Raw genomic sequence first — 14,724 nt, forward strand, 5'->3', positions numbered from 1 at the left:
AGTTATGGACATTTACCAGCAAGATCGGTCAAAATCCTTCACATTCAAACTTACCACCCAACCATTCGCTAGAGATCCCGGTCCATGGCAAGCATCCTCGTACTCAACGGCCCAAATCTTAACCTGCTGGGCACACGTGAGCCCGAGGTTTACGGTGCCACCACGCTGGAAGAGATCAACAGCATATTGGTTAGCCAGGCTCAGGAAGCAGGGCACCACCTGCAATACCTGCAAAGCAATGCAGAGTACGAACTGATCGAGCGCATTCACGATGCCCGTCGCGAGGGCATCCAGTTTATCATTATCAACCCGGCCGCCTTTACCCACACCAGCGTCGCGCTGCGCGATGCCCTGGCTGCGGTGGATATTCCTTTTATTGAGGTGCACTTGTCGAATGTGCATCAACGCGAACCGTTCCGTCATCACTCCTACTTTTCCGATCAGGCCGTCGGGGTGATCTGTGGTCTGGGACCACAGGGTTACGAACTCGCACTTCAGGCCGCTTTGAAGCAGATTGTTCAGAGCGAATAAATAATTCCTGCAGGTATGACCTGCCCAAGAAACTCAGTAAAGAGACCGACTATGGATATCAGAAAAGTTAAGAAACTGATTGAGCTACTCGAAGAATCCGGTATTGATGAGCTGGAGATTAAAGAAGGTGAGGAGTCGGTTCGTATTAGCCGAAACTCCGCAACCCCTATGGCCGCAGCACCTGTAGCGATGGCTCCAGCGCCAGCACCGGCGCCCGCTCCAGCACCTGCCGCCGCCCCCGTAGAAAAAGAAACGGCACCCTTGCTCACAGGACACCAGGTAACCAGCCCCATGGTCGGCACCTTCTACAGCGCCCCATCCCCAGGTTCTGCCAATTTCGTGGAAGTCGGCCAGCAGGTTAAATCCGGCGACACGCTGTGCATCGTCGAAGCTATGAAAATGATGAACCAGATTGAGGCCGACAAGTCCGGCGTCATCGAGGCGGTTCTGGTAGAAAGCGGGCAACCGGTTGAATTCGGCCAGCCACTGTTCACTATCGTTTAATCGTCCATCGAGACCAGGACAGGATCCTACCATGCTGGAAAAAGTGCTTATCGCCAACCGAGGCGAAATTGCCCTTCGCATCTTGCGAGCCTGCAAGGTGCTGGGCATCAAAACCGTTGCCGTTCACTCTGAGGCCGACCGCAATCTGAAACACGTTCGTCTAGCCGACGAAGCGGTCTGTATCGGACCCAACAGCCCCCTGCAAAGCTACCTTAATGTACCCGCCATTATCGCGGCGGCCGAGGTCACCGACTCTACTGCTATCCATCCTGGCTACGGCTTTCTGGCTGAAAATGCCGATTTTGCAGAACAGGTAGAGCGCAGCGGATTTACCTTTATTGGTCCAAACGCGAACGTGATTCGTTTGATGGGTGACAAGGTATCCGCCATAGAAGCGATGCGAAAAGCGGGAGTACCAACTGTACCCGGCTCTAACGGTGCGCTTGATGATAACCCCGAACGTACCATTAAGCTGGCCCGAGAAATTGGCTACCCCGTCATTATCAAAGCCGCTGCCGGTGGTGGTGGACGCGGCATGCGTGTTGTTCATGGCGAGGCCGCCCTCCTGAGTTCTATTACCATTACCAAGAGTGAAGCTCAGGCTGCCTTTGGCGATGGTACGGTTTATATGGAGAAGTTCCTCGAAAACCCCCGCCATGTTGAAATCCAGGTGATCTCCGACGGTCAAGGTAATGCGGTTCATCTGTTTGACCGCGACTGCTCATTACAGCGCCGTCACCAGAAGGTTCTGGAAGAGGCACCGGCACCGGGTATTCCAAACGATATTCGCCTGGAAGTCGCTCAGCGCTGCGTGCAGGCCTGTGTCGATATCGGTTACAGCGGTGCAGGCACCTTTGAATTTCTGTATGAAGACGGCGGATTCTACTTTATCGAGATGAACACTCGGGTTCAGGTTGAACATCCCGTCACCGAGATGATTACCGGTGTCGACATCGTAAAAGAGCAGCTGTTGATCGCTAGCGGACAACCGCTCTCCATTAAGCAGGAAGATATCAAAGTAACCGGTCACTCCTTCGAGTGCCGCATCAATGCCGAGGACCCTACTACTTTTATGCCCTGTCCGGGCACGGTCAGCCTGTATCACGCTCCTGGTGGATTCGGCGTTCGTACCGACTCTCACCTCTATAGCGATTACAGCGTGCCGCCCCACTACGACTCATTGATTGCCAAAGTCATCACTCACGGTGACACCCGCGATGTGGCTCTGCGCCGCATGCGTCAGGCGCTGGATGAGATCGTCATAGAAGGCATCAGTACCAACATTCCGCTGCAACAGGAGCTCGTTCGCGATGCGGCCTTTATTGCCGGCGGCGTCAACATTCATTACCTGGAAGAGAAACTCTCAGACTAATCATCCGCCAGTTTCCCAGCCACAAAAAAGCCCGGAATATACCGGGCTTTTTTGTGGCTGCTATTTATGTCCAACGAAAGCCGCTAGAACAGCTCATCGGCCAACGCGTACAGAGGATCAGCACCAGACTTTATAGTCGCCTCCAGACTGTAGATGCGCGGTAGCAAACGTGCAAAGTAGTATCGCGCGGTCACCAGCTTAGCTTCGTAGAAGCTTTGCTCATCTGAGCCCGCATCCAACTGCTGCTGGGCACGATTTACCATCAGGGCCCACATATAGGCATAAGCGGTATAACCAAACAGGTGCAAATACTCTACCGAGGCCGCTCCGATCTCATTCGGATTAGTCGCTGCACGATCGAACACCCAATCCGTTACCTCCTGCAAACGATCACAGGCGTCCAGCAATGGCGCTCGGAACTCATCGGCTGTGCCAGCAGCGGTTTCACGAACCTCTTGCAGGAACAGACGCGTCCACTCGCCGCCGTTAGCAACAGTCTTGCGCCCCATCAGGTCGAGCGCCTGGATTCCGTTAGTGCCTTCGTAGATCTGGGCAATACGAGCATCACGAACCAGCTGCTCCTGGCCCCATTCACGAATATAACCATGACCGCCAAACACCTGCTGACCATCGATGGTGTTGTTCAACCCCATATCGGTCATAAAGGCCTTGGCAACAGGTGTCAGCAAGGCCACCATCGCTTCGGCTTTCTTTTTCACGTCACCATCGTCGCTGAACTTGACCAGGTCAAGCTGCTTGGCAACATAAGCGGAAAAGGCCCGACCCGCTTCCGTCGTGGACTTCATGTTCAGTAGCATGCGACGCACATCGGCGTGCACAAGAATTGGATCGGCCGCTTTCTCTGGCTGTTGGGGCCCTGTAGCTGCACGCCCCTGAATACGATCACGGGCGTACTCAATAGCGTTCTGGTATGAAGCTTCACCGGCACCCAGACCCTGAATACCCACACCCAGTCGCTCATAGTTCATCATGGTGAACATACAAGCCAGCCCCTTGTTCAACTCACCGACCAGGTAGCCCTTAGCGCCATCAAAGTTCATCACGCAGGTCGCGGATGCCTTGATACCCATCTTGTGCTCGATGGAACCACAGCTGACGCTATTGCTTTCACCCAGGCTGCCATCATCATTCACGTTAATTTTTGGCACCAGGAATAGAGAGATACCCCGAGGTCCTGCCGGAGCATCTGGCAGCTTGGCCAAGACCAAGTGGATAATATTTTCCGTCAGGTCGTGCTCACCACCGGTGATAAAGATCTTGGTGCCGGTCACACTGTAGCTACCATCACCGTTATCCTCGGCGCGGGTACGAATAATTCCCAGATCGGTACCGGAATGAGGCTCGGTCAAGCACATGGAACCCGCCCAGGTTCCTGCGTACATGTTCGGCAGATAGGCTTCCTTAAGCTCTTCTGTAGCGTGGGCGTTGATAGAAAGACATGCTCCCACGGTTAACATCGGATAGAGGCCGAAAGAGAAGTTGGCAGCCATGGTCATCTCTTCTACCTGGGAGCTCAACATTTTTGGCATACCCATAGCACCCAGCTCGGCATTACCGGTCAAACCTACCCAACCACCTTCAGCGTAAGTTTGGTAGGCTTCCTTAAAGCCTGTCGGGGTAGACACAGCACCTTCATTCCACTGACAGCCCTCTTCATCACCCTCACGATTCAGTGGTGCAATCATGCCACCCACCAGCTTGGCCGCTTCTTCAAGAATGGCATCTGCCGTTTCCGCATCAACCGTTTCCTGCAGCGCAGGCATTGACGCCCAAAGCTTATCTGCTTCAAAGACTTCGTTCATAACGAAGCGGATATCCCGCAACGGTGCTTTGTATTCAGCCATGATTCAAACCTCTTACTCTTTAACTCGTTAAGAAAGCCAATCTACAGATACCTTGGAGTGACTTTCGCACACTGAAGTTCGATGATAATCAACGAACCAAATAGACTCAATTAGTCTAAAAATGACTAATCGGTCATAAAAATACTAACCTTAGCGCTCCGCACTACACATACACTGCAAGCAAGGCAGCAACCAGCGCATGAAAATCCGCGAAAACGCCTGACAGCCCCGTAAATCTGTCCTAGATTTATGACAACGAGGACAGTCACTATGCAGATTTTACTTCTGATGCTACGGATGGCATTGCTCCCCCAGTGGATGCTTCAGCAGGAGCCTGACGCCGCTCACTTCTACCGCCGCACCTTTACCCCTCGCTATAGAGCCAAGCGCCGCATCGTCCGCACTCTCTGGTTGTTAGCTACCTTGTTAATCCTGAGCAACCCGGTGCTGCCCTTTATCATCATGATTGGGCTACCTACCACCTTACTAGGATTTGCCATTCTCGACGAAACCCAGTGACAAAAAAGCCCGCATTTTCATGCGGGCTTTTTCAATAGATCCCCGGCGTTTAAGCTTCGGGACCAAACTGCTCGGCGGTCATTCCCATCAGGTTATCAGCACCAGACTCGATGGCGGCCTTATGGGTCAGAGTACGAGGCAGGATACGCTGGAAGTAGAAACGAGCGGTTTCAACCTTGGCCTGATAGAAATCAGTCTCGGTAGTACCTGCGTCCAGTTTTTCCTGCGCCGTTTTAGCCATTTCAGCCCAGAAGTAGGCCAGCACTGCGTAGCCGGAATACATCAGGTAATCGACAGAGGCCGCACCAACTTCTTCACGGTTGCTCATGGCGCTCATGCCGATCTTCATCGTCATTTCGCCCCACTCTTTGTTCAGTGCTGCCAGCGGCTCAACGAATTCCTTAACAGAACCCTCAGCATTGGCCTGGCAAAACTTATGGACAATCTTGGTGAAACCTTTGAGCGCCTCGCCCTGGGTCATAAGCACCTTACGACCCAGCAGGTCGAGTGCCTGAATACCGGTAGTTCCTTCATACAGCATGGAGATACGGGCATCACGAACGTTTTGCTCCATACCCCACTCGCTGATAAAGCCGTGGCCGCCATACACCTGAATACCGTGGTTAGCTGCCTCAAAACCGGTTTCGGTTACGAAAGCCTTGGCAATAGGTGTCAGGAAAGCCAGCATGTCGTCAGCAGCTTTCTTCTCTTCATCGCTGCCATAATGAGTGACATCAACCTGCTTGGCGGCAAAGTAAGCCATAGCACGGTTGCCTTCTGTGAAGGCTTTGATGGTCAACAGCATACGACGCACATCAGGGTGTACGATAATTGGATCCGCCGCTTTTTCTGGCGCTTTAGGTCCTGTCAGCGAACGCATCTGCAGACGGTCGCGAGCATAGGCCAGTGCGCCCTGCATGGCGATTTCGGAATGAGCCAGGCCTTGCAGTGCCGTGCCCAGACGAGCCGTGTTCATAAAGGTGAACATGCAGTTCAAACCTTTGTTCTCAGGACCAATCAGGTAGCCTGTCGCTTCGTCGAAGTTCATAACGCAAGTCGCGTTACCATGGATACCCATCTTGTGCTCGAGAGAGCCACAAGCTACGGCATTACTGTCACCGGCATTACCATCAGCGTCAGGCAGGCGCTTAGGTACGATAAACAGGGAAATACCCTTGGTGCCAGCAGGCGCGTCCGGCAGGCGAGCCAATACGATATGGACGATATTGTCCGCCATGTCGTGCTCACCAGCCGAGATAAAGATTTTGGTGCCGCTGATCTTGTAGCTGCCGTCTGCCTGAGGCTCAGCTTTAGTGCGCAGCAGGCCCAGATCGGTACCACAGTGGGATTCGGTCAAGCACATGGTGCCGGTCCACTCACCGGAAACCAGCTTGGTCAGATAAGTTTGTTTTTGCTCGGCCGTACCGTGAGCATGTATTGTATTCATTGCACCATGGCTAAGGCCGGGGTACATCCCCCATGACCAGTTGGCTTCGCCAACCATCTCGCTCATAACCAGGCCTAGAGACTCTGGCAAGCCTTGACCACCAACCTCGGGATCGTGTGCCAGTGATGGCCAGCCGCTTTCAACGTACTGGTTATAGGCTTCTTTAAAGCCTTCCGGGGTAGTTACACCCTCTTCACTCCAGGTGCAGCCCTGAGTATCACCAACACGGTTAAGGGGAGCGATAACCTGCTCACAGAACTTGGCGCCCTCTTCGAGGATCGCATTAACCATATCCGGTGTCGCTTCTTCGCAGCCGGGAGTAGTAGCGTAGTGCTCTTCAAAACCAAGCAGTTCATCACGTACGAAACGAATATCGCGTAGGGGGGCCTTGTATTCTGGCATAAAGGGTGACCTCTAACTCTTGTTGGGACCATCTAACCATTCTATGGAACGGTTGCGGTAGGATGACAGCCTTTCCGAATGGCGGAGGACGTCTATTGTAATAATCAGCTTTCAAACAGCTGTTTGAAACATACGTTTACAGCTCGGTAATGTCAACCTTTTCTACGGCGCCGACTGCATTGAACAGACACCATAAAACCGCCCGCGATACAGGAGAAACATCCATATTCCGATTAATTATTGTTAGACGTCAGGCAGAGGTATCAATAAAGGGATTATCGCCCGGGTTGCGATTAAAGTCGCGCAATGCGCTGTAGGTTTCCACCAGATCCTGATTGGCTCGCGACAGGCGCTCCTGTTGCAGTTGCGCCTGCTCCAACTGACGCTCCCGCAGTTCCGCGGCCTGTTCTTCTCTGGCTTTGCGCGCTTCTGTTCGCTCCTGGTCGACCTGTTGCGCCGACAATCGCTGTTCACGAGCTTCGCTACGCTCTAACTCTTCCTGATTCCGAGCCTCGCGGGATTGTTCTGCAAGTTCTCGCGTGGCGTCCAGCTTCATCTGAACCGCTTGACTGGCAACCCGACGATCCTGCAAAGAGGGATTAGCCGGAGCCAAAGCCGCGCGCTGTATCCGTTCTGCATCGACGATTGCCTGGCGAGGGTCACTGGAAACCGAGCCAGTGGAGATACTAACCTCACCCGCCGTGGCATAACGCCGGCCATCCGGGCCAATCGTATATTGATAGGTAGCAGCACTTGCGAGGGCACCACCTACCGAAGCGTGGGCTTGCTCATGATTTCTAACCTCTCGGTCTCGACGAGCAAGTTCGGCCAGCTGCAACGCCTCGCGAGGATCCTGCTCCGCTGACTGAGCCGACCGGCTATTGGTGGGTACACCAGCATTTTCAGAATCAGTTTCAGCGGGATCATCGCTGCCATCACGCCGTGCAACAAGAACATCCAATGCCTGCTCTTTCGCTTTTTCCGGGGACTCTCTCAGACCGGGTTTTGCATTGGTTTCATCGGTTTCATCCACCGGGCTGAAGACACGACTCTCCTCCTCAGGAGCGGTTTGCGCCTCCTGCTGTTTACCCACTGGCGCCGGAGGTGTTACTACCGGCGTCAAGTTTACGGGAGGAATTTGCACAATATCTCCTTTAGTGATGCTCGATGCTAGGCAAGCGTATCAATCAACGACCCCAAAGCTTCATCAGCCGCTTTAACACTCTTGGTAGAGGCTTCAATTTGAATCTGACTGGTTTTCAGTTCGACCAATGGAGATGCCACATCGGCATTGGGCTTTGTGGTGCCCGCTTCGGCAATATCCTGAGCAGCGTTGCGCATATTTTTCTGCCCTGCCTGAATACCACTTAAACCACTACTGAATGCTGAATCGACTTTCACTCAAATACCTCGTTTACTAACCAGTTAGTCTGCCAACCATTGAAGACCAGGCACAACTCGATGTGCATATTTTAACCAAATAGCACACACACAAGAAGTAGCTGCTTCGTATAAAGAAAGCACTTTGAAACCCGAATAATTATAAGAGCGCATCCAGCTCGAGGTAAGTGGAGGCCTCTTTAGCACAGGCTGACGGCAGCCGGGGAATGGTGCCAAGGCAGGGAGCCGGTAACCGCTGCCGCAAACTATCAAGATTCTCCTGATAGGCGGCCATATTAACGTCGACCTGATTCGCCACCCAGCCCACCAAAGCAAGCCCATCACGTTGTATCGCCTCGGCGGTCAACAGGGCATGACTCAAACAACCCAATTTCATGCCAACCACTAGTATCACCGGCAAACCCAGCTCTACAGGCACACGGCTCAGATACTCACGCTCGTTCAATGGCACCCGCCAGCCACCCGCGCCCTCAACCAGAGTCAGATCCGCCGGCTGCATCATGGCGCCACGACAAAAGCCCACCAATCGGTCAGCGGTTAATCGACGACCTTCCTGAGCAGCAGCGATATGAGGCGCTATAGGTGCAGTCAAAGCCACCGGGTTTACCTGATCATAGGCCAGATTCAGAGTCATATGAGCCTGTAACTGAAGCGCATCATCGTTTCGAAGACCATGCTCCGTCGCCTCACAACCGGCCGCTACCGGCTTGAGCGCCAAGGTCTTTAACCCGGCCTCTTTTGCTGAATTCAGCAAGGCGCAGGTCACCAATGTCTTGCCGACGTCGGTATCGGTACCAGCGACAAAATAGCGTTTCTTCAACATAACTCGCTCTCTTTAATCAACCGGGCATAGACCACTTGATAGGTAGCTGGCAGAAGCTGCTGATCATCCCTGAACTGCTCATAGCCAAGCTGAAGCGCCCGCAAACGTGACGGCGTCATCAAGCCAGGACGACGTTCTCCGGTCAGGGTATTAGCGCCCAAAGCCAGGAGCTCACGACTCAACTGACTCACCCGACGGTAATAGAGCCGTCGTGGCGCAGTACTCAGCTGAGCCACCCTGAAACCACTGCGCTCCACATCAACTTCCAAGCTATTAAACGAAGGGTAATCATTCACATGACTGAACCGATCAACCTGCTCCCAAGCGGTTCTCAACTCGTGCAACGTACCCTCGCACAGCGTCGAGAAAACAAACTGACCACCCGGGCGCAAGCAACGATAAACTTCACTGAGCACAGCGGAAAACTGGTCACACCATTGAATGGCCAAACTGGAAAACAGAAGATCAATGGAATTGGACCTCAATGGTAACGACTCTGCATCTCCACCACACCAGAGCGGCTGGGCATGACAGTCAGTGGCATGCTGTAACATGCCAAACGACAGATCACAGCCAAGCACCATTGCCTGCGGGTATCTCATCTGCAGCTCGGCTGTATGCACTCCGGTGCCACAACCCAGGTCGACCACCACGGTGGGTGAAATCGATTCGGGAATCGACGCCATCACCTCAGCAGCCACCTGTTGCTGCAGGTGGGCCGCATCATCGTAGCTATCAGCCGCGTTGCCAAAACTACTGGCGATAGCCGCTTTATCAACCGGTGGAGACATTATTGCCGCCTTTTAACAACAAGGGGTTCGGAACAGGCATTGCCCATATCAATGCGATCAATAAACTCTTGCACCTGGTCTGCAACAAGCAGGGGCTGATCGGCCATCAGTAAATGGCTACTAGCCGGTATAACTCTGGATTCACCCGGCAGGCATCTGGATACGTTTGACGGAACCAGCGCATCCTGTTCAGCCAGCACAGACAGTACGGGCTGAGTCAGCTGATGTAACACAGGTCGATGATCCTCTGCCAACCAGTTCAAACCGGGTAGCAATACAGATGAGTCACCCTTGAAACAGCAGTCCTCACGCAACCAACGAGTGCGCCCACGAACATCGTGACTGCCCCGGCAACAGAGCTGCAGGAACCGGCGCAGGGTTGCTTCAGGTGCCGTTTTTACGTTCTCGACAAACTGGGCAAAAGTATCGGATGCCATTCCAGGCCAGTCATCACGCTGGACAAAACAGGGGTTACTGGCCAATAACATAATGCCCTTAACCTTTTCTTGCGCCCGTTCTGCCATATGCAATGCCAACACACCACCCAGGGACCAGCCCAGCAGCACAACCGGTCCCGGCGGCAGGTGCTGCACCAATCCATCCACTAACGCGGAGGAGTCTTGCCACAGAGCTGGACCAGATAGAGGCAACTCATAGCCCGGTAAAGGCAAGCACTCGTATTGCATATCGCCCAACAGCTCGCACAAGGGATCAAACACTGAAATGGGCATTGACCAGCCTGGAATCAATACCAAAGTAGGCGAAGCATTACCCATCACCGCACACCTGTTTTTTTAGCGGCTATTACGAAGGCTTCAAGTAAACGATCAATGTCTTGTTCGGTATGGGCTGCGCTGAGAGTGACTCGTAAGCGAGCGCTACCTTCGGGCACTGTCGGAGGACGAATGGCGGTTACCAAAACCCCAAGCGTTTCGAGATGGGCACTCAACGCCAAAGCCCGGGAAGCGTCACCAATGACTATGGGCTGAATCGGCGTTTCGGATGCCATCAACTCTAACCCGAGTGTTGCAGCCTCGAGACGGAAACGCTGGACCATCTTGGCCAGATGCTCTCGCCGCCAGCCTTCTTGTTGCAATAAGCGCAAACTGACCAGAGTAGCGGCGGCAACAGCGGGCGGCATAGAAGTGGTGTAAATGTAGCTGCGAGCCTGCTGGATCAGTGTCTCGATTAACACCTCACTGCCAGCAACGAAAGCTCCTGCGGTACCAAAACCTTTGCCCAGGGTACCGACCAACACAGGGAGCTGCTCGGCACTCATTTCAAAGTGCTCGGCACAACCACCACCGGAGTCGCCAAGCACACCAAAACCGTGGGCATCATCCACCATAAGCCAAGCATTATGATCCGCACAGGTGGCGGCTAACTCAGGCAGCAGCGCCACGTCCCCATCCATACTGAATACACCATCAGTGACCACTAACTTACGTCTGGCGTCAGATGAAGCAAGCCTGGCACTTAAACTAGCGGAGTCATTGTGGAGATAGCGCTGAAAACGAGCGCGACTGAGCAGGCCGCCATCCAGCAAGGAAGCATGGTTCAGGCGATCTTCAAATACGGCATCTTTTTTACCCAACAGAGCCGTTATAACACCCATGTTGGCCATATAACCCGAGCTAAACAGCAACACGCGCTCCCGCCCGGTAAACTCGGCCAATGCATCCTCGAGTGCATGATGTGGCTCGCTATGACCGATGACCAGATGGGAAGCACCGCCGCCAACGCCATAGCGGGAAGCGGCTTGCTGGAAGGCTGCAATCACCTCGTGATGATTGGCCAATCCCAGATAGTCGTTGGAGCAAAACGCCAGCAGTTCACGATCATCGCAACGCAAATGAGGTTGCTGAGGCGACTGCAGCAAGCGTCGGTGACGATACAAATGCTGGCCTCGCCGGCGCTCAAGATCTTCCGACAGGCCGTCGAAGCCCCGGTAATCAGGCGGAAGCGTCATAGAAGAGCGCGTCTTGCTGCTGCTTCACCAGGTTCTGTCGAATCTCGGCTTCGGTTGCATCATCGGCTTTGTCAATCGCTTGCTCCGGGCGCATACCCAGACGAGCAAACAGTTGCAAATCACGGTTTTTCTCCGGGTTTGGCGTGGTCAACAAACATTCACCGTAGAAGATCGAATTAGCCCCGGCCATAAAGGCCAGCGCCTGCATTTCATCACTCATGCTTTCCCGCCCTGCGGACAGTCGAACGTAGGACTCCGGCATCATGATTCTGGCCACAGCAAGGGTGCGAATAAAGTCGAACGAGTCAACCTCCTTGGCATCTTCAAGAGGCGTGCCCTCTACCCTTACCAGCATATTGATTGGTACGCTCTCGGGCTGCTTGGGCATATTGGCCAACTGGATCAACAAACCTATACGATCGTTCGCGGTTTCGCCCATACCCAGAATACCACCACTACAAACTTTCATACCGGCATCGCGCACATGGCTCAGGGTATCGAGACGATCCTGAAAGCTGCGGGTAGTAATGATTTTGTCGTAAAATTCCGGGGAGGTATCCAGGTTATGATTGTAGTAGTCGAGCCCAGCCTCGGCGAGCTGCTGGGACTGGTCTTCGTTCAGCATTCCCAGGGTCATGCAGGTCTCGAGCCCTAGCGCCTTGACCCCTTTCACCATCTCCAGGACGTAAGGCATATCCTTTTCGCTGGGATGCTTCCAGGCGGCCCCCATACAGAAGCGGCTGGCACCCCCCTCTCGAGCCTGGCGCGCCTTTTCAAGCACTCGGTCAACCGCCATTAATTTCTCTTTTTTCAACCCCGTGTTGTAATGACCGCTCTGGGGGCAGTACTTACAGTCCTCAGGACAGGCGCCGGTTTTAATCGACAGAAGTGTGCTGGTTTGAACCTGGTTGGGGTCAAAGTGCTGGCGATGAACGGTTTGCGCTCGAAATACCAGATCCATAAAAGGGAGTTCAAACAGCGCATTTACTTCATTGGGCGTCCAGTCATGGCGCACCCGGGCATCTACAGTCGACATCGGTCAATTCCTGATTACTTATTTGCTTAACGCCAGGCTCACAGCGCCAAGGGGTATCGTGCTACAGGCAAAAGCAGATTTTCGCTCTCGCTTTTATTCGTCCTGCACGGTTTTATAGCGATGAATAATATCGGCTACCCTCAGCCTGTCAACCCTGCACATAACAACAAAGTTTACTAGTGAGCGATTTTTAACCAACCAATAGTAACCTGTTTGCTCTGTAGCGCTCCCGCGAGAGTTCGACTACCCCTGTGCGAGCCTTGCTTGCAGGCGCTTCCGCGCGCCTTAAATCCCTGTTCCCGGTGCGCCCTGGAGCATAACGGCCCCCTGGACAGCCTCTGCGGTCAATGCCTGGTAAAGCCTCCCCATTTTGAGCAATGCATTGCAGCTTTCGATTACGAATTCCCCATTCGACAGCTGCTGAGCCGCTATAAATACGGCAAGAAATGGCGCTACGCCAAACTCCTGCATCATCTGCTATGGCACCGATTCAGCGAGCATATTGCTCTACGAGGCGCCACCGATGCCATTGTTGCGGTACCCTTGCATCGCCGTCGACTCCGCCAGCGTGGGTTCAATCAAGCACTGGAATTGGCACGTTTCTTATCTCAACAAAGCGGCATTCCACTCATACACCCATTGGTAATCCGCTGCCGAAATACCCCACGACAGCAGGGATTAACGCTAAAGCAGCGCCAAAAGAACCTCAAAGGCGCTTTTCAGCTTCGCGATCCTGTACCGCATATCTCGATTACCCTTGTGGATGACGTGGTCACCAGCGGCACCACCGTCAACGAAATTACCCGGTTGTTGCTGAAAGCAGGAGCTTCCCGGGTCGATGTTTGCTGCCTGGCACGTACCCCCTCACCTCATTAACCTTGCCATTAATCCACCGTCCCCAGCTTTAACGCTCTGCCTTTCGCCAGGATGCTGGGGACCCTTTAGTGCACCCCGAGAGGCAGGCGCGTTACAATGCCGGCTTATTTCTCAGGGCGATAACCATGCAACAGCCACCTACCGTTAATGATTCGCAGCTGGATCAAAGCTCGACCCAGAATGCCAAGCCGCCCTATTATGCGTTAACACCCGATACGGTTATCGATGCAGTAGAAAGCCTGGGTTACCTCAGCGATGCCCGGGTACTGGCACTGAATAGCTATGAGAATCGTGTCTACCAGGTGGGTATCGAAGAGAATACACCGATCATTGCCAAGTTTTATCGTCCCCAGCGCTGGAGCGATGAACAAATTGCTGAAGAGCACAATTACCTGTTTGAGCTTAAAGAGTTGGGATTGCCCGTTGTACCGCCTCTGACATTGAAAGGCGACAACAGCGTTTTTGAATACAAAGACTACCGATTCTCACTTTTCCCGCGACAGGGAGGGCACGCTCCCGAACTCGATAATCTTGACCACCTGCTGGTGCTGGGACGAATGATGGGTCGTATCCACCTTTGCGGTGCCAGCACGCCTTTTCGACATCGCCCCTCAATCGATATCGCCAGCTACGGTGAGGCTTCTGTTGCCTTTTTATTAGCGTCCGAAATGATTCCAGCCGGGTTACGTACAGCCTACCAGACGTTGTGTGAAGATCTGCTCGCTCAGGTTCGCCGCATCTGGGGCGAGGTTGGCCAACAGCCGCAGATACGGCTTCACGGTGATTGCCATATCGGTAATATTTTATGGCGTGATGAGACACCTCATTTTGTGGATTTTGACGACAGCCGTAATGGTCCTGCGATTCAGGACTTGTGGATGTTTCTCTCCGGCGATCGCAACCAGCAACGCCTGCAATGCAGCGAGCTGGTAGAAGGCTATAACGAGTTTAATGACTTTCCTGCGATCCAGTTACGTCTCATCGAACCCCTGCGCACCTTGCGCCTGCTGCATTATAACGCCTGGTTGGGCAGGCGCTGGGAAGATCCTGCTTTCCCCCACAGCTTCCCCTGGTTTAATACCGAGCGTTACTGGTCTGAACACATTCTTGAATTACGTGAGCAACTATCCGCTTTGCAAGAGCCGCCGCTTGAGCTTTGGTAATGCTGTTATGAGCCAGATTACCGTT

Annotated in this window: 15 protein-coding genes; 6 read left to right on the forward strand and 9 right to left on the reverse strand. The window is 53.5% G+C overall.

Annotated features, from left to right (window positions below; all coding sequences use genetic code 11):
• Window positions 1-84 precede the first annotated feature (84 nt).
• Genes aroQ through accC form a run of 3 tightly spaced genes read left to right on the forward strand, consistent with a single transcriptional unit; the run spans window position 85 to window position 2,407 of the window.
• Complete coding sequence (gene aroQ, locus MIB40_RS04640) at window positions 85-531, forward strand: type II 3-dehydroquinate dehydratase (protein ID WP_249691371.1); 447 nt, start codon at window positions 85-87, stop codon at window positions 529-531.
• Between the two features lie 51 nt (window positions 532-582).
• Window positions 583-1,035 (forward strand): acetyl-CoA carboxylase biotin carboxyl carrier protein, encoded by a 453-nt coding sequence (accB, locus tag MIB40_RS04645; RefSeq protein WP_249691374.1) that lies wholly within the window; start codon window positions 583-585, stop codon window positions 1,033-1,035.
• Window positions 1,036-1,066: 31 nt separating this feature from the next.
• Window positions 1,067-2,407 carry an acetyl-CoA carboxylase biotin carboxylase subunit gene (accC, locus tag MIB40_RS04650; RefSeq protein ID WP_249691375.1) on the forward strand — a complete coding sequence of 447 codons (1,341 nt, stop codon included), beginning with the start codon at window positions 1,067-1,069 and terminating at the stop codon, window positions 2,405-2,407.
• 83 nt (window positions 2,408-2,490) lie between these two features.
• On the opposite strand, the gene MIB40_RS04655 is transcribed toward accC, so the two are convergent.
• Window positions 2,491-4,272 (reverse strand): acyl-CoA dehydrogenase C-terminal domain-containing protein, encoded by a 1,782-nt coding sequence (locus tag MIB40_RS04655; RefSeq protein ID WP_249691384.1) that lies wholly within the window; start codon window positions 4,270-4,272, stop codon window positions 2,491-2,493.
• Between the two features lie 270 nt (window positions 4,273-4,542).
• On the opposite strand from MIB40_RS04655, the gene MIB40_RS04660 reads away from it, so the two are divergent.
• Window positions 4,543-4,791 (forward strand): hypothetical protein, encoded by a 249-nt coding sequence (locus MIB40_RS04660; RefSeq protein ID WP_249691386.1) that lies wholly within the window; start codon window positions 4,543-4,545, stop codon window positions 4,789-4,791.
• Window positions 4,792-4,840: 49 nt separating this feature from the next.
• Here the strand turns inward: MIB40_RS04660 and MIB40_RS04665 are convergent, their stop codons facing one another.
• From MIB40_RS04665 to bioB, 8 genes are all read right to left on the reverse strand, one after another.
• On the reverse strand, window positions 4,841-6,640 hold the full coding sequence (locus MIB40_RS04665) for a phenylacyl-CoA dehydrogenase (RefSeq protein WP_249691387.1): 1,800 nt from the start codon (window positions 6,638-6,640) through the stop codon (window positions 4,841-4,843).
• Window positions 6,641-6,890: 250 nt separating this feature from the next.
• A complete protein-coding gene (locus MIB40_RS04670) occupies window positions 6,891-7,784 on the reverse strand; it encodes a putative metalloprotease CJM1_0395 family protein (protein ID WP_249691389.1) in 894 nt (297 codons plus the stop codon).
• A gap of 26 nt (window positions 7,785-7,810) precedes the next feature.
• Window positions 7,811-8,041, reverse strand: a complete 231-nt coding sequence (locus MIB40_RS04675) for a hypothetical protein (RefSeq protein WP_249691392.1) — start codon at window positions 8,039-8,041, stop codon at window positions 7,811-7,813.
• Window positions 8,042-8,180: 139 nt separating this feature from the next.
• Window positions 8,181-8,864 (reverse strand): dethiobiotin synthase, encoded by a 684-nt coding sequence (bioD, locus tag MIB40_RS04680; RefSeq protein WP_249691394.1) that lies wholly within the window; start codon window positions 8,862-8,864, stop codon window positions 8,181-8,183.
• Window positions 8,858-9,655 (reverse strand): malonyl-ACP O-methyltransferase BioC, encoded by a 798-nt coding sequence (gene bioC / locus MIB40_RS04685; RefSeq protein WP_249691395.1) that lies wholly within the window; start codon window positions 9,653-9,655, stop codon window positions 8,858-8,860. The genes bioD and bioC overlap by 7 nt, the downstream gene beginning before the upstream one ends.
• Entirely contained in the window at window positions 9,655-10,431 is a 777-nt protein-coding gene (locus tag MIB40_RS04690; RefSeq protein WP_249691396.1) for an alpha/beta fold hydrolase, read from the reverse strand. The genes bioC and MIB40_RS04690 overlap by 1 nt, the downstream gene beginning before the upstream one ends.
• Complete coding sequence (gene bioF, locus MIB40_RS04695; protein ID WP_249691398.1) at window positions 10,431-11,624, reverse strand: 8-amino-7-oxononanoate synthase; 1,194 nt, start codon at window positions 11,622-11,624, stop codon at window positions 10,431-10,433. Before bioF ends, MIB40_RS04690 begins: the two co-directional genes overlap by 1 nt.
• Window positions 11,608-12,660, reverse strand: a complete 1,053-nt coding sequence (gene bioB, locus MIB40_RS04700; protein WP_249691400.1) for a biotin synthase BioB — start codon at window positions 12,658-12,660, stop codon at window positions 11,608-11,610. Before bioB ends, bioF begins: the two co-directional genes overlap by 17 nt.
• 264 nt (window positions 12,661-12,924) lie before the next feature.
• On the opposite strand from bioB, the gene MIB40_RS04705 reads away from it, so the two are divergent.
• Complete coding sequence (locus MIB40_RS04705; protein ID WP_249691402.1) at window positions 12,925-13,536, forward strand: ComF family protein; 612 nt, start codon at window positions 12,925-12,927, stop codon at window positions 13,534-13,536.
• Between the two features lie 125 nt (window positions 13,537-13,661).
• Window positions 13,662-14,699: a serine/threonine protein kinase gene (locus tag MIB40_RS04710; RefSeq protein WP_249691410.1), complete on the forward strand. Its 1,038-nt coding sequence runs from the start codon at window positions 13,662-13,664 to the stop codon at window positions 14,697-14,699.
• Window positions 14,700-14,724: the final 25 nt, after the last annotated feature.

This window comes from Aestuariirhabdus haliotis, from assembly GCF_023509475.1.
GTDB lineage: Bacteria > Pseudomonadota > Gammaproteobacteria > Pseudomonadales > Aestuariirhabdaceae > Aestuariirhabdus > Aestuariirhabdus haliotis.

Bases quoted from the DNA above. Each gene is read 5' to 3' on its own strand.
- aroQ (WP_249691371.1), top strand. From the start codon at position 85: ATGGCAAGCATCCTCGTACTCAACGGCCCAAATCTTAACCTGCTGGGC.
- accB (WP_249691374.1), top strand. From the start codon at position 583: ATGGATATCAGAAAAGTTAAGAAACTGATTGAGCTACTCGAAGAATCC.
- accC (WP_249691375.1), top strand. From the start codon at position 1,067: ATGCTGGAAAAAGTGCTTATCGCCAACCGAGGCGAAATTGCCCTTCGC.
- MIB40_RS04655 (WP_249691384.1), bottom strand. From the start codon at position 4,272: ATGGCTGAATACAAAGCACCGTTGCGGGATATCCGCTTCGTTATGAAC.
- MIB40_RS04660 (WP_249691386.1), top strand. From the start codon at position 4,543: ATGCAGATTTTACTTCTGATGCTACGGATGGCATTGCTCCCCCAGTGG.
- MIB40_RS04665 (WP_249691387.1), bottom strand. From the start codon at position 6,640: ATGCCAGAATACAAGGCCCCCCTACGCGATATTCGTTTCGTACGTGAT.
- bioD (WP_249691394.1), bottom strand. From the start codon at position 8,864: ATGTTGAAGAAACGCTATTTTGTCGCTGGTACCGATACCGACGTCGGC.
- bioC (WP_249691395.1), bottom strand. From the start codon at position 9,655: ATGTCTCCACCGGTTGATAAAGCGGCTATCGCCAGTAGTTTTGGCAAC.
- MIB40_RS04690 (WP_249691396.1), bottom strand. From the start codon at position 10,431: ATGGGTAATGCTTCGCCTACTTTGGTATTGATTCCAGGCTGGTCAATG.
- bioF (WP_249691398.1), bottom strand. From the start codon at position 11,624: ATGACGCTTCCGCCTGATTACCGGGGCTTCGACGGCCTGTCGGAAGAT.
- bioB (WP_249691400.1), bottom strand. From the start codon at position 12,660: ATGTCGACTGTAGATGCCCGGGTGCGCCATGACTGGACGCCCAATGAA.
- MIB40_RS04710 (WP_249691410.1), top strand. From the start codon at position 13,662: ATGCAACAGCCACCTACCGTTAATGATTCGCAGCTGGATCAAAGCTCG.